We start from the raw sequence: 13,632 nt of genomic DNA on the forward strand, positions 1-13,632 counted from the left end.
TATGAATTCCGCGAATCCCCCGCGTGGCGCCTCCGGCAGCAGCCGCCGCCGGCCGTCGACACAGGCGGAGAGGGCCGTCGCGCGCCTCGGCTCGACCTACCACGAGTGGGTGGCGGCGCACCCGGACGCCGCCACCGCGTTTCAGCAGGCCCTGGTCGAGCTCATCGGGGATGCCGGGGTGAACTACGACCGCGTGGACGTCCGCATCAAGACGTGGCCGTCGCTCAAAGCCAAGGCCAAGAAGCTGCGCGACGGCGAGCCGGTCTACCCCGACCCATGGCACGACATCCGCGACATCATCGGGGCGCGCATCACGGTGCTCCATTCCACCGAGATCCCCGCCGTGCTCACGCTTTTGGCGGACGAGTTCGAGGTGCTGCGCAGCGTGGATAAGGCGCAGGAGACCCGGGTGGCCGGCGGGTTCGGCTACGGCTCCCACCACGTGGTTCTCCGTGTAACGGAGAGCTCGGAAAACCTCGAGGCCTACGTGGGTACCCAGTTCGAGGTGCAGGTCCGCACCGTGCTCCAGCACGCCTGGGCGGAGTTCGAGCACGATATTCGCTACAAGCGCTCCGGGGAGGACCCGGATCCGCAGATCGACCGCGCGTTTACGCTCGCCGCAGGGCTCATCGAGCTCGCGGACCAGCAGTTCGACCAGATCGCCAGCATCAACAACCCGCGCCACGCGGTGGACACCGGCGTCGATGCCGACCTCGCCGCGGAGACCCTGCCAGGCGTGCTCACTGTGCTGTTGGGCAGCCGGTTCCCGCTGTCTCGCCCGAGCGATTACCGCTTCCTCATGGAGCTTCTGCGCGCCCACGACATTGAGACGGTGATGCAGCTCGCGGAGCTCTGCAACGTCTCGAGCCCGGAGACGGTGGGTCACGCGATGGACTACGCGTTCGTGCCGGGCCAGGTCCGAATTATCGACGACCTGTTGCTCAACCACTTCGGCTCGACGCATATCGAGCGCACCGCGGAGCTGGGAAACCGCCCCAAGCTGCGCCGCTCGCGCCTGGAGTCGCGCCTCGCCGCGCTGCGCGCCCGGCGCACTCAGGGCTAGAAGCCGCGCAGGCGGTCGATGGCGCGCCGGTCCTTCTTCGTGGGCCGACCTGCGCCCCGGTCGCGCACGGGGGCGGCGGCGAAGAGCTCGCGCGGCGGCGGGGGCGGGGAATGATCGATGTAGAGGGTGCGGGCCACCGGGGCGCCGACGCGCTTCTTCGCGGTGCCGGTGACCTCCAGGTCGAGGTAGCGGTGGTCCTTCCACACCCGCAGCCGGTCCCCTGGCACGACCTGGGCGGCGGGCTTCGCCGGCGCGCCCCCTACCTTGACGTGCCCGGCGCGCACCGCCTCGGCGGATTGGGAGCGTGTCTTGAAAATGCGCGCGGCCCACAGCCAGACGTCGAGACGCACGGGCGAGCCGTCAGGCTCAGTACTCATCGCGGTGGTTGACAATTCGCTGGACCTTGTTGTAATTCCACCCCGCGCCCACGACCCCGATGACGAGCATGAGGGCGAAGAGCGCGAAGGAAAACGGGGAGCCAAACAGGAAGCCTAGGGCCACGCCACCGACGACGCCGCCGCCTGCGAACATCACGGCGTTGCGGGAGTACGTGCGCACGGCCTGCTTGCGGGCCTCGATGGGGTTGTTCGGGCGTGGCGAAAGTGTCATGGGCGCTATTCTAGTCGGCCCACTGGGACCTCCACCCAGTCATGCCCCGCGCCGCGCAGCTCGCCGCCGCCGTGCGTGGCAGCCGCGACCGTGGCGGCGACGCGCTCGCGCTCCTCGGGGGCAAAGGCCAGCGTGTAGAGAGCCGACGCGCCATACTCGACGCCGAGGACATCGATACCCCTCGCCCGCAGCTCCGCCTCGATCCGGCCGGCCTCCGCGTGCGGGAGGGAGAGCGTCGCGCGCTCCTTGACCTCGCGGCGCACCAGGGCAACGCGGCCCAGCGTCTCACTCACGGCGTTGGAGTAGGCGTGGACGAGGCCCCCTGCGCCGAGCTTGACGCCGCCGAAGTAGCGGGTGACCACAGCGGTGATGTCGCGCACGCCCGAGCCGCGCAGGACGTCGAGCATCGGTGTGCCGGCGGTCCCGGAGGGCTCGCCGTCGTCGGAGGAACGCTCGATGGGGTTGGCCGCGGCGCCGTCGACGATGAAGGCCGAGCAGTGGTGGTTGGCGTCGGGGTAGGTCTCGCGGGCGAGATCGATCAGCGCCCGGGCAGCGTCTTCGTCGCCGGTGCGCGCCACCCAGGTGATGAACCGCGAGCGCTTGATCTCGACCTCGCCGGTGACGGGGTCGGCGGAGGCCGGCAGGAGGTAGGGAGAGGGCATGGAGGGATTGGTGGGCATGGTAGGTGGCGATTGTACCCGGGGGTTGGGGTGGCGCGGCGGCGCGCGAGGTGCATAGTCTGGCTTTTATGTCCCTTCCCGAACGCTTCGAGGTCTGGGCGCCGTTCGCCCACGATGTCCGCCTGCTCGCCGAAGGCGCGGAGTACCAGATGGAATCTGATGCCTCTCGCAGCGGCTGGTGGGTGGCCGATGCGGCCGCGCCCGCACCCCACGACGGGCAGCGCTACGCCTACCGCCTGTTTGACGGCACGGATTGGTCCAAGCCGCTGCCGGATCCGCGCTCCCGCGCCCAGCCCGAGGGGATCCACGGCCCCTCCGAGGTGGTCTCTGCCGATTTCGAGTGGACGGACGGCGCGTGGGGCGGCGCCGAGCTGCGCGGGCAGGTGATCTACGAGCTGCACGTGGGCACGTTTAGTGAGGCGGGGACGTTTGCGGGGGTCGTCGATAAGCTTGATTACTTGCTCTCCCTCGGCGTGAGCGCCATCGAGCTCATGCCCGTCCAGCCGTTCGCGGGCACGCGCAACTGGGGCTACGACGGCGTGGATTGGTACGCGGTGCAGGAATCCTACGGCGGGCCGCGCGGGCTCAAGGCGCTTATCGACGCCGCCCATGCCAGGGGCATCGCCGTGATCTTAGACGTCGTCTATAACCACTTCGGCCCCGACGGTAACTACAACGGCGCGTTCGGCCCGTACACGACCGCGGGCAGCACGGGCTGGGGCGATGTGGTCAACATCTCCGGGCCCGCCTCCGACGAGGTCCGCGCCTACATCCTCGGAGCCGTGGAGCAGTGGCTGGGCGAGTTCCACGCCGACGGCCTACGCCTCGACGCCGTGCACGCCTACGACGATCGCCGCGCCTACTCCATCATGGAAGACATCCAGGCCCTCGCCGATTCGGTGGCCGCGAGCACCGGTGTCCCGCGCACCATCATCGCCGAGTCCGACCTCAACGATCCGCGCGTCATTAGCCCCGCCAGCGTTGGCGGCTACGGGCTCACCGCGCAGTGGCTTGACGACGTCCACCACTGCCTCCACACCCTTATCAGCGGCGAACACCACGCCTACTACATGGATTACGGCACCGTCGAGGTGCTCGCGGATACCTTGCGCCACGGCTACCGCTTCCGCAACACCTACTCCCAGTTCCGCCGCCGCACCCACGGCCGCGCCCTCGACCTTTCGATCACCCCGCCGTGGCGGCTGATTACCTACACCACCACCCACGATCAAACCGGCAACCGCGCGGCCGGGGATAGGCCCTCACACAACCTCACCGCAGCCCAGCAGGTGCTCAAGGCCGCCGTCGTGTTGTGCTCGCCGTTTACCCCGATGCTGTTTATGGGCGAGGAGTTCGGGGCTCGCACCCCGTTTCCGTTCTTCTGCTCGCATACCGACGACGAGCTCAACCGGCTCACCCGCGAAGGCCGCCTCCGCGAGTTCTCCCGCCTCGGGTGGGACCCAGAGGATGTGCTCGATCCCTCGTCGCCCGAGACGTTTGAGGCGGCTCGGCTGGACTGGACCTTCGACGCCAGCCAGGACGAGATCTTCGAGGCGTACCAGGCGCTCATCGGGCTGCGGGCGCACTACGGGCTCGCCCGAACGGACCTGCGCGAGCTCAAGGTGGAGAACTCGGATACCTGGCTGACCATGGGCGATGACGCCGTGGTGCTCGCCGCGAACTTCAGCGACACCCCGGTGGATGTGCCCGTCGGCGGAACGCTCGTCTACTCCTTTACCGACCCGGCCGTCTCCGCCGATTCGACGCGGCTGGGGCCGTGGGAGTTCGCGGTGATCGAGCGCTAGCTGGTGTCAGCGCCGCTGTGACAACAAGCGCACGCGCCTTGTCAACGACGTCACTTTCCCCAGGCCGCCACACAACGCAGTGTCACCGATGTCACCGCGCGCCTAGCCGGAGACGATGAACTCGTACTCCTGGGTGCCGGGCATGAGCCTGCGGCACTCGATGGGCGAGGCATCCATGCGCTCGATGAGCGGATCGAGGTCGCTTGCCCGGGTCAGCTCCACGCCGACGAGCGCGGTGCCGGTCTCGCGGTTGTTCTTCTTGAAGTACTCGAACAGCGCGATGTCGTCGTCGGGGCCGAGGATATCGGTGAGGAACGCGCGCAGCTGGCCCGGCTCCTGCGGGAAGTTGACCAGGAAGTAGTGCTTCAGGCCGCGGTGGACGAGGGAGCGCTCCATGATCTCGGCGTAGCGCAGCACGTCGTTGTTGCCGCCGGAGATGATGCACACCACGGTGCTGCCCGCCTCGAGGCTGAGGCCGTTGAGGCCCGCGATGCTCAGCGCCCCCGCCGGCTCGGCGATGATCCCCTCGTTTTGGTAGAGGCCGAGCATTTCGGTAGACACCGCGCCCTCGTCGGCGGTGACGAGGTGGATGCGGCTTAAGTTCTTATCGACGACTCTGTAAGGAAACTCCCCGACGCGCTTGACCGCAGCGCCGTCGACGAAGGGGTCGACCTTCTCCAAGGTGACGGGCCCGCCCGCCTCCACGGCCGCCGCGAGCGATGCCGCCCCTTTAGGCTCCACCCCGACGATGGAGGCGCGCGGAGACATGTCGGCGAGGTAGGAAGCCACCCCTGCGAGCAGGCCCGCCCCGCCGACCGGGACGACGACGGTGCCGAGCTCGCGGCCCAGCACCGTGAGCTGGCTTAAGACCTCGGCGGCGACGGTGCCCTGGCCGATCACGGTGTTGCGGGCGTCGAAAGGCTCGACCATGGTGGCGCCTCGCGCGGCGGCGTCCTCGCGCGCGGCCTCAGCCGCCTCATCGAAGGTATTGCCGGCGACGACGAGCTCGATGGCCTCACCGCCGTGGACGCGGATGCGGTCGCGCTTTTGCTTCGGCGTCGGCTTGGGCACGAAGATCTTGCCTGCGATCCCCATCGCCCGGCACGCGTAGGCCACGCCTTGGGCGTGGTTGCCCGCCGAGGCCGCGACGACACCGGCGGCCTTTTCGGCGTCGCTAAGATTTGCGATGTTGTAGTACGCGCCGCGGATCTTATACGACCGCACGTCCTGCAGGTCCTCGCGCTTGAGGTAGACCTCCACGCCGTGCTGCTCGGACAGGCGCGGGCAGTACTGCAGCGGCGTGGGGTCGATCACGGACGAAATCCTCGCCTGCGCCGCCTGGATGTCTGCTGCGTGCACGGGCTGGAAATCGGTGGCGGTACTCATGGGGGCAATAATATCCCGGGGCGCCAGGTGCTCCCCAACGCGCCACCGCCGCAACCTACTGTTTACCAAACGCTCACGTGGCGTCGCCCCCGAATGCACCCCGGCGTCACCTCGACAGGTTAGTAATAGTCTGTCAATTACCTCGCACAACCTTGAAAGGTCCCTCCCCGTGAGCCGCACCCGCCTCGGCGCCATCGCCTGCGCCACCGCCTTGACCTCCACGATCCTCGTCTCCCCCGCCCACGGAGCCGTCGTGGCCAAACCGATCGTGGACTACGCAGTCGACCACACCGTCGAGATCAAGGCGCTGGGTTCCTACGACAGCAGTGTGTTGAACGAATCTGCTGCGGAGATCGTGGCGTACCACGAGGCGTCGAAACGCGTGCTCACCGTCAACGCCAACGCCGGCGCCATCGACGTACTCGACGTGACGAACCCGGCGCAACCACAACACATCGGCACGGTCTCCGGTGGGGAGGGCACGACGATCAACTCCGTCGCCGTGCGGCCCGATGGCCTCGCCGTGGCCACCGTCGAGCCCGCAGACAAGACCGACGGCGGCGAGGTGATCTTCTTCGACGCTGGCGCCGAGGCCATCGCCGCCGAACCGCTCGGCCGCGTCAGCGTCGGGGCCCTGCCCGACATGGTCACCATGACCCCCGGCGGGGAGTACGCGCTCGTGGCCAACGAGGGCGAGCCCGCCGAGGACTACTCGGTCGACCCGGAGGGTTCGGTCTCCATCATCGCGCTGCGCACAGGCGTAGAGGCCTCGTCCCAGGACGACGTGCGCACCGCGGGCTTTACCGCGTTCAACGGTAACCTGCCCGCTGGCGTCCACGTCTACGGCAAGGTCGGGGCCTCTGCTACGGACGCGCAGAACCTCGAACCGGAATACATCACCGTCTCCGGCTCGAAGGCGTACGTCTCCCTGCAGGAGAACAACGCGATTGCCGTGGTTGATATCGCCTCCGCCACCGTCGAGCGCATCTTCCCGCTGGGCTACCAGGACCACACCGAGGTCGCCATAGACGCCAACGACAAGGACGGCGCGTACAACCCGGCCACACTGTCGGTCAAGGGCATCCTCCAGCCGGACGCGGTCGGCTCCTACACCGTCGGCGGGCAGACCTACATCGTCACCGCCAACGAGGGCGATAGCCGCGACTGGGATGGCTACTCGGAAGAGGCCCGCATCAAGGATCTGGCCGAGGACGATCCCAAGCCTGTCTGCGAGGAACTCGCTTCCGCGCTCGATGACGCCGGTCGGCTGAAAATCACCACCGCGTTCGGCGATAACGATGAGCGTGGTTGCTACGAAGAGCTCTACACCTTCGGCGGACGCAGCTTCTCCATCTTCTCCGCTGATGGCGAGCGCGTCTTCGACTCGGGCGAGGACTTCGAGCACATCACCTCGCGAGTTATCCCGGAGTACTTCAATTCCGACCACGCGGAAGCAGCGATCGATGACCGCTCCGACGACAAGGGCCCCGAGCCCGAAGGCCTGGCCATCGGTACCATCAACGGCCGCACCTACGCGTTCATCGGCTTCGAGCGCGTCGGCGGGATTATCGTCTACGACATCACCGATCCGAAAAACGCGTCGTACCAGGCCTACATCAACAACCGCGACTTCGCCGACAACTCCGGCGACCTGGGCCCGGAGGGCCTGACCTTCGTGCCCTCCGCGGCCTCGCACACCGGGGAGAACCTCCTCATCGTGGGCAACGAAGTCTCCGGCTCGACGACGCTCTTCGAAGTCGATTCGCTTGTCGACGCCCCTTCGACCTCAAGCGAGGGCTCCTCTGATTCGACAGACGGTTCCTCGAAGGCCGGCATCGCCATCGGTGCGATCGCGGCGCTCATCGGCGCGCTTGCTGCCGTCGCAGCGGCGGCGAACCACTTCGGCATCGCCCCGGCGACGCTGAGCGATCTCATCAACCGGCTGCCGCGGATGCCGTTTTAGCGCGGATGCACTAACCTATCCGCAGAGCCTGTGAGAACGCCCGCTCCCGGGGATGAAACACCTGGGTGCGGCCCCCTCGCCCCACCGAACGACCACGAAGGAAGTCCTCATGACCCGCCGCACCACCACCGCACTGCTCAGCGCCGCTACTGCCGCGGCACTCGCTCTCGGAGGCGTGAACGCACCTGCCGATGCCGCAGAGACCACCGCGGTCTCGGTAGACCAGGAGGCAACGCCGCCCGCAGAGACCAGCGCGGACACCGCCGGCACCGACGCTGAGGATCCGAAGGAGGACGGCGCCAAGGACCAGACCTCGAGCGAGAAGCTCGTCGAGTCGAGCTCCCTGTCCGAGAAGGGTCAGGAGGCCTTCCAGTGGATGGGCGTGGCTGTGGCGATCCTCTCCGGGCTCGTCCAGGTCGCTACCATCATCATCTCCATCTCGCCGAGTGCCCAGAACTGGCTGCGCACGGTCGTCGGCAAGCCTGCTGCCTAGCCTGCCCTCCCCCCGGCTAGGGCACGGGGCGCTACCCGATAATCCCTGTGCCCAGGTTCGCCTTGAGGTCGCCCATCAGGCTCGCCGAGCGCTCCACCCGCAGGTGATCGCCCAGCACCATGAGCTGGGACTGGTCGCCGTGCACGAGGTTTAGGTAGACGTCGGAGTCCCCCGGGTTCGCGGCGAGTACTTCCTTGAGCTTGCGGATGTTATCCACCGTGCACTGCTCGGTGCGCATGGTCAGGCGCAGCGGCAGCCCGGCGCCGCCACCGGGTCCTAGATCGGGGACCTTCACGTCGTCGCCAAAGAGGCTCATGCGGTCGTCGCGAATCGAGACGTGCGCCTTGACCAGGATGATGTTGTCCTCCACGATCTGCGGCGCCACCAGCGAGTAGACCTTGTTAAACAGCAACACGTCGACCTGCGCGCCGTGGTGGTCCTCGATGGTGACGATAGCCCACGGCGAGCCGTCCTTCTTGGAGTAGCGCCTATCCACGCTGGAGATGAGCCCGCCAATGGTCACCTCCGCCTTATTCGGCAGCTCCCCGCCCAAGATGTCGGTGAGATGGGTGTCCGTCTGGGCTTCGATAGCCGCCTCGAACCCGTCGAGCGGGTGGCCGGAAACATACAGGCCGAGCATCTCGCGCTCCAAGGCGAGCAGGTGTTTGCGGTCCCACTCGTCGTCGGGCACCTCGATGGAAAACGCCGTCTGCTGCCCGCCGTCGCCCCCACCGAGCGCCGCGAAGAGGTCGAACTGCCCCTTATCCGCGGCCTTCTTTGTCGTGAGCACCGAATCGACGGCGTCTTCCTCGATCAGCATCAGCCCCTTGCGCGGGTGGCCCAGCGAGTCAAACGCTCCGGCCTTAATCAACGATTCCGTAATGCGCTTGTTGCACGCAAGCAGGTCGATCTTGTCCAGGTAGTCCGAAAAGCTGCGGAAGGCGCCCTTGGTGCGCCTCGTCTCCTTGATGGATTCCACCACCTCGACACCGACGTTGCGCACCGCGGCGAGCCCGTAGCGGATGTCCTCGCCGACGGCGACGAAGTTCTCCTCCGACTCGTTGATGTCAGGCTGCAGCACGCTAATGCCGAGGTGGCGGCAGTCCGCGAGGTAGATGGCGGACTTGTCCTTCTTGTCTCCCACCGAGGTGAGAAGCGCCGCCATGTACTCGGCGGTGTAATTCGCCTTGAGGTAGGCCGTCCAATAGGACACGAGCGCGTAGCCGGCCGCGTGGGACTTGTTAAACGCGTACGAGGCGAACGGCTCGATCGTGCCCCACAGCGCGTCAACCGCCGCCTTGGAAAACCCGTTGGAGAACATGCCCTCGGAGAACTTCTCGTACTGTTGCGCGAGCACCTCGGGCTTCTTCTTACCCATCGCCTTGCGGAACCCGTCGGCCTCGCCGGCGGTGTAGTTAGCCACCTTCTGTGAGATCCTCATGATCTGCTCCTGGTAGACGATGAGGCCGTAGGTCTCATCGAGGATCTCCTTGAGCGGCTCCTCGAGCTCGGGGTGAATCGGGGTGATCGGCTTGCGCCCGTTCTTGCGATCGGCGTAGTCCCAGTGGGCGTTCACGCCCATCGGGCCTGGACGGTAGAGGGCGAGCGAGGCGACGATGTCGTTAAACCCGGTCGGCTTCATGCGCTTGAGCAGCTCCTGCATGCCGCCAGAGTCGAGCTGGAAGATGCCGAGGGTGTCGCCGCGCGAGAGCAGCTCGTAGACGGCCGGGTCGTCGACGTCGAGGCCCTCGAGGTCGATGGACTCACCGCGGTTCTTCTCGACGTTCTCGAGGGCGTCGCCGATCACAGTGAGGTTGCGCAGCCCGAGGAAGTCCATCTTCAACAGCCCGATGGACTCGCACGCCGGGTAATCCCAGCCGGTGATGAGCGCCCCGTCGGCGGGGCGCTTCCACATCGGGATGTGGTCCATCAGGGGCACCGAGGCCATGATCACCGCGCAGGCGTGCACGCCCGCCTGGCGCACGACCCCTTCGAGGCCGCGGGCCGTCTCGTAGATCTTGGCCACATCCGGGTCGGTCTCGATGAGAGAGCGCACCTCCGCCGCCTCCGAGTAGCGCTCGTGCTCGGGATCGGTGATGCCGGATAGGGGGATGTCTTTGGCCATGATCGCCGGCGGCAACGCCCCGTTGATGCGGTCGGCCATTTGGAACCCGGGCTGGCCGAAATTGACCTTGGCGGAATCCTTAATCGCCTGCTTCGTCTTCACCGTGCCGAAGGTGATCACCTGGGCGATCTTGTCCTCGCCCCACCGCTCGGCGGCATAAGTGATCATCTCGCCGCGGCGGCGGTCGTCGAAGTCGATATCGATATCGGGTGCGGAGGGCCGCTCCGGGTTCAAAAACCTCTCAAAGAGCAGGCCGTGCTCCATCGGGTCGATGTTGGTAATCGTCAGCGCGTAGGCCACCAGCGAACCTGCGGCCGAGCCGCGGCCCGGGCCGACGCGGATGCCCACCTCGCGGGCGTGCTTAATCAGCTCGGCGACGATGAGGAAGTAGGACGGGTAGCCCTTCATGTCAATGACGTCGACCTCGTAGTTCGCCCGCTCGATGTAGTCCGCGGGAACCTCCTCGCCGGGGAACCGATCCTCCAGGCCGCGAATGACCTCCTTGCGCAGCCACGTCGTCGGCGTCTCGCCCTCGGGCACGTCCGCAATAGGCATGCGGTCGTAGGGGTGTTCCTCCCACAGCTCGGAGTAGTCGCCGACCCGCTCCGCGATCCACAGCGTGTTATCGCAGCCGTCGGGGACCATGGAGTCCCAGGTCTCCCGCATCTGGGCGGCGGATTTGATGTAGTAGCCGGTGCCGTCGAACTTGAACCGGTCCGGGTCCATGAGCGTCTTGCCGGTTTGCACGCACAGCATCGCCTCGTGGGCCGGGGCCTGAGATTCCAGCACGTAGTGGCAGTCATTTGTCACCAGGGGCGGAAGCTCGAGGATCTCGCCGATCTTGAGCAGATCCTCCCTCACCCGCCGCTCGATGTGCAGGCCGTGATCCATCAGCTCGAGGAAGTAGTTATCTTTGCCGTAGATGTCCTGCCACATCGCCGCCGCCTCCAGCGCGGCGTCAAACTGCCCGAGCCGCAGGCGGGTCTGCACGTCCCCCGAGGGACAGCCCGTGGTGGCAATAATGCCGTCTGCATGTTCGGCGATAAGCTCGGCATCCATACGCGGCCACTTACCCAGCTGGCCCTCGTACGAGGCCAGGGAGGAGAGCCTGAACAGGTTGCGCAGACCGGTCGCGTTCTCCGCCAGCATGGTTTGGTGGAGGTAGGCGCCGGAGGCGGAGACATCATCACTCTTTTGATCGGGCGTGCCCCACGTGACGCGCTTTTTGTTAAAGCGAGACTCCGGAGCCATATATGCCTCGATGCCGATGATCGGCTTGATCCCGGCGGAGACCATCTTGCGGTAGAACGCGTTAGAGCCAAACATGTTGCCGTGGTCCGTCATGCCAACGGCCGGCATGTTCTGCCGCGCGACCTCCTCGGCGAGCAGGTCCACCTTTGCCATCCCGTCGAGCATGGAGAACTCGGTGTGGTTGTGCAGGTGGACGAAGGAGGAATTCTTGGCCATGCGGGCTATCCTATCCCCCGCGTCAACCGGGGGTCTTACTCGTAGCGCAATGCGTCAATAGGCTGCATCTTCGCCGCCTTCGACGCGGGGTATGCCCCGAAGAACACCCCCGTGGCCAGAGAAAATACCAAAGACATGAGGACCGCGCCGAGCGGGGGCGCGACGAAGGCATCAAACGCCGCGGTGGCGGCCATTCCGATGGCCGAGCCCAGCACGATGCCGATCACCCCGCCGATGAGGCACACCAAGATCGCCTCGACGATGAACTGCGTGCGGATATCCGCCTGGGTCGCCCCCAGCGCCTTACGGATGCCGATCTCGCGGGTGCGTTCCGTCACCGTAATCAACATGATGTTCATCACCCCGATGCCGCCGACTACGAGCGAGATGCCACCGATCGAGGAGAGAACCTTGGAGATGATCCCGAAGACGTTCGTGAGCTCCTCGAGCCCCTTGGACAAGTCAATGACCGTGATCTCGTAGTCCTCGTTGTGCTCGTACCAGCGGTTGACGTAGTTCTGCAGCTCCGACTGGAACGCAGTGGTGTCCTCCCCGGGACGCGACTGCACTGAGAAGCTATCGAGCGCGTCGACCTTCTCCCCTACACGGTCGGACGCCTCAAGCGGTATGAACATTTCGGCCGCCGGGGAGGCGCCGAACATCCCGGAGTTTCCTTCGTTCTCCAGCACGCCGACGACGGTGAACACCGCGGTGTTCGACCCGACGGTCACATCGATGCGCTCGCCGAGCGCGCCCTGGGCGTCCCCGCCGAACATGCTCTCCACCACGGCGGAAGAGACCACCGTGACCGGCCTGCCTTGGGAGATGTCCTCGCCGCTAAACCCGCGTCCGAACTGGACGTTTTTATTGCGCATAGCCAGCGTGTCCGCCAGGGCAGCAGAGATGGTGGCGGTCTCCTTGGCCTCCCCCGCGGTGATCTCGCCGGTGTTGGAGACGGAGTTCTCCACGTCAACTCCCTGGATCCGCGGCCCGAAGTGCTCGCGCATCTGCGCAATCTGATCGAAAGAGACCTGATCTTGTTCCTCGGTCGGAGGCTCACCCATCCCTGGGATCGTCTCGGCGCCGTCCTTGGGCCGCTCGTGCACCATGACAACGTGGTTGGTCGCCCCCACGCCCTCGATGGAGGACATGACCTGGTTTTGCAGGCCCGCGCCCAGGGTCATGATGATGATCACGGCCATGATGCCGATGATGATGCCCAGCAGCGTGAGCAAGGAACGCAGCTTGTTGTTGTTCAGGCTGGATGCGGCCAGGCGGATCGATTCGCGAATATCCATAGCGCTAGACCTCCCCCGCCGGGGCGACGGGCTGCGGCCGGCGGACCTTGGCCACGTGGCCGTCCATCATCTCGACGACCCGCTGGGTCTCCTCGGCAAGCTCCGGGTTGTGGGTAATAAAGACGATGGCCTTGCCCAGGTCCTCGTGGAGCTCGTGGAAGAGGTCCATGACCATCCGGCCGGTCCGGGAGTCGAGGGCGCCGGTGGGCTCATCAGCAAGCAGCAGATCCGGGTCATTGGCGAGGCTGCGCGCGATGGCCACGCGCTGCTTTTGCCCGCCCGAGAGCTCGTTGGGCAAGTGGTTGAGGCGATCCCCCATCCCCATCTTGCCCAAAAGCTCGGCGGCGACCTCTTCGCGCTCCGCCTTGTCCACCCCTGCGTACATCATGGGCATGGCGACGTTTTGCAGGGCGTCGATACGCCCAATGAGGTTGAAGTTTTGGAAGATAAACCCGATGTTTTGGCTGCGGTAGCTCGCCAGCTCCTTGTCTTGTTTGGCGTAGACGGGCTCGCCGTTGAACGCGTAGGCACCCTCGGTGGGCCGATCGAGCATGCCGATGAGGTTCATCAGGGTCGACTTGCCGCAGCCGGAAGGGCCGACGATGGAGACGAATTCTCCCTGCTCGGTGTAGAAGTCGATGCCATGGAGCACGCGCACCTCGCTCGGCTCTCCCGGGTTGTAGGTTTTGACGATTCGCCGCATGTCGATAAGCAGGCCGGACTCGGCCATCGACGCGTTTGGA

General features: G+C 66.1%; 11 protein-coding genes. 4 read left to right on the forward strand and 7 right to left on the reverse strand.

Translation table 11 applies throughout. The features are described 5' to 3' along the window. The first annotated feature begins 1 nt into the window (after position 1). Complete coding sequence (locus C3E79_RS07400; RefSeq protein ID WP_108404336.1) at positions 2-1,063, forward strand: GTP pyrophosphokinase; 1,062 nt, start codon at positions 2-4, stop codon at positions 1,061-1,063. On the opposite strand, the gene C3E79_RS07405 is transcribed toward C3E79_RS07400, so the two are convergent. The 3 genes from C3E79_RS07405 to C3E79_RS07415 are packed head-to-tail and all read right to left on the reverse strand — an operon-like array spanning position 1,060 to position 2,352. Continuing rightward, entirely contained in the window at positions 1,060-1,440 is a 381-nt protein-coding gene (locus tag C3E79_RS07405; protein WP_108404337.1) for an RNA-binding S4 domain-containing protein, read from the reverse strand. The two genes, C3E79_RS07400 and C3E79_RS07405, sit on opposite strands and share 4 nt — an antisense overlap. Then, positions 1,430-1,672 (reverse strand): hypothetical protein, encoded by a 243-nt coding sequence (locus tag C3E79_RS07410; protein ID WP_108404338.1) that lies wholly within the window; start codon positions 1,670-1,672, stop codon positions 1,430-1,432. The genes C3E79_RS07405 and C3E79_RS07410 overlap by 11 nt, the downstream gene beginning before the upstream one ends. Before the next feature lie 5 nt (positions 1,673-1,677). Continuing rightward, positions 1,678-2,352, reverse strand: coding sequence for an IMPACT family protein (locus tag C3E79_RS07415; protein WP_412778854.1), 675 nt, complete (start codon positions 2,350-2,352; stop codon positions 1,678-1,680). Positions 2,353-2,420: 68 nt separating this feature from the next. Between C3E79_RS07415 and treZ the strand changes: the two genes are divergently transcribed. Next, complete coding sequence (gene treZ, locus C3E79_RS07420) at positions 2,421-4,157, forward strand: malto-oligosyltrehalose trehalohydrolase (protein ID WP_108404340.1); 1,737 nt, start codon at positions 2,421-2,423, stop codon at positions 4,155-4,157. 102 nt (positions 4,158-4,259) lie between these two features. On the opposite strand, the gene ilvA is transcribed toward treZ, so the two are convergent. Next, positions 4,260-5,543, reverse strand: a complete 1,284-nt coding sequence (gene ilvA / locus C3E79_RS07425) for a threonine ammonia-lyase IlvA (RefSeq protein ID WP_108404341.1) — start codon at positions 5,541-5,543, stop codon at positions 4,260-4,262. A gap of 169 nt (positions 5,544-5,712) precedes the next feature. Between ilvA and C3E79_RS07430 the strand changes: the two genes are divergently transcribed. Then, a complete protein-coding gene (locus C3E79_RS07430) occupies positions 5,713-7,506 on the forward strand; it encodes a choice-of-anchor I family protein (protein ID WP_235840588.1) in 1,794 nt (597 codons plus the stop codon). A 109-nt stretch (positions 7,507-7,615) separates the two neighbouring features. Continuing rightward, a complete protein-coding gene (locus C3E79_RS07435) occupies positions 7,616-7,999 on the forward strand; it encodes a hypothetical protein (RefSeq protein WP_108404342.1) in 384 nt (127 codons plus the stop codon). 31 nt (positions 8,000-8,030) lie between these two features. Here C3E79_RS07435 and dnaE read toward each other — a convergent pair whose 3' ends face one another. Genes dnaE through C3E79_RS07450 form a run of 3 tightly spaced genes read right to left on the reverse strand, consistent with a single transcriptional unit; the run spans position 8,031 to position 13,619 of the window. Beyond that, a complete protein-coding gene (dnaE, locus tag C3E79_RS07440; protein WP_108404343.1) occupies positions 8,031-11,591 on the reverse strand; it encodes a DNA polymerase III subunit alpha in 3,561 nt (1,186 codons plus the stop codon). A 35-nt stretch (positions 11,592-11,626) separates the two neighbouring features. Continuing rightward, positions 11,627-12,889: an ABC transporter permease gene (locus C3E79_RS07445; RefSeq protein WP_108404344.1), complete on the reverse strand. Its 1,263-nt coding sequence runs from the start codon at positions 12,887-12,889 to the stop codon at positions 11,627-11,629. A 4-nt stretch (positions 12,890-12,893) separates the two neighbouring features. Then, positions 12,894-13,619, reverse strand: a complete 726-nt coding sequence (locus C3E79_RS07450) for an ABC transporter ATP-binding protein (RefSeq protein WP_108404345.1) — start codon at positions 13,617-13,619, stop codon at positions 12,894-12,896. Between the last annotated feature and the right edge of the window lie 13 nt (positions 13,620-13,632).

The sequence above is a fragment of the Corynebacterium liangguodongii genome, from assembly GCF_003070865.1.
Classification (GTDB): domain Bacteria; phylum Actinomycetota; class Actinomycetes; order Mycobacteriales; family Mycobacteriaceae; genus Corynebacterium; species Corynebacterium liangguodongii.

What these genes read in the sequence shown, in the direction of transcription:
- treZ (WP_108404340.1), top strand. Translation starts at nt 2,421, where the DNA reads ATGTCCCTTCCCGAACGCTTCGAGGTCTGGGCGCCGTTCGCCCACGAT.
- ilvA (WP_108404341.1), bottom strand. Translation starts at nt 5,543, where the DNA reads ATGAGTACCGCCACCGATTTCCAGCCCGTGCACGCAGCAGACATCCAG.
- C3E79_RS07410 (WP_108404338.1), bottom strand. Translation starts at nt 1,672, where the DNA reads ATGACACTTTCGCCACGCCCGAACAACCCCATCGAGGCCCGCAAGCAG.
- C3E79_RS07450 (WP_108404345.1), bottom strand. Translation starts at nt 13,619, where the DNA reads ATGGCCGAGTCCGGCCTGCTTATCGACATGCGGCGAATCGTCAAAACC.
- C3E79_RS07405 (WP_108404337.1), bottom strand. Translation starts at nt 1,440, where the DNA reads ATGAGTACTGAGCCTGACGGCTCGCCCGTGCGTCTCGACGTCTGGCTG.
- C3E79_RS07435 (WP_108404342.1), top strand. Translation starts at nt 7,616, where the DNA reads ATGACCCGCCGCACCACCACCGCACTGCTCAGCGCCGCTACTGCCGCG.
- C3E79_RS07415 (WP_412778854.1), bottom strand. Translation starts at nt 2,352, where the DNA reads ATGCCCACCAATCCCTCCATGCCCTCTCCCTACCTCCTGCCGGCCTCC.
- C3E79_RS07400 (WP_108404336.1), top strand. Translation starts at nt 2, where the DNA reads ATGAATTCCGCGAATCCCCCGCGTGGCGCCTCCGGCAGCAGCCGCCGC.
- dnaE (WP_108404343.1), bottom strand. Translation starts at nt 11,591, where the DNA reads ATGGCCAAGAATTCCTCCTTCGTCCACCTGCACAACCACACCGAGTTC.
- C3E79_RS07445 (WP_108404344.1), bottom strand. Translation starts at nt 12,889, where the DNA reads ATGGATATTCGCGAATCGATCCGCCTGGCCGCATCCAGCCTGAACAAC.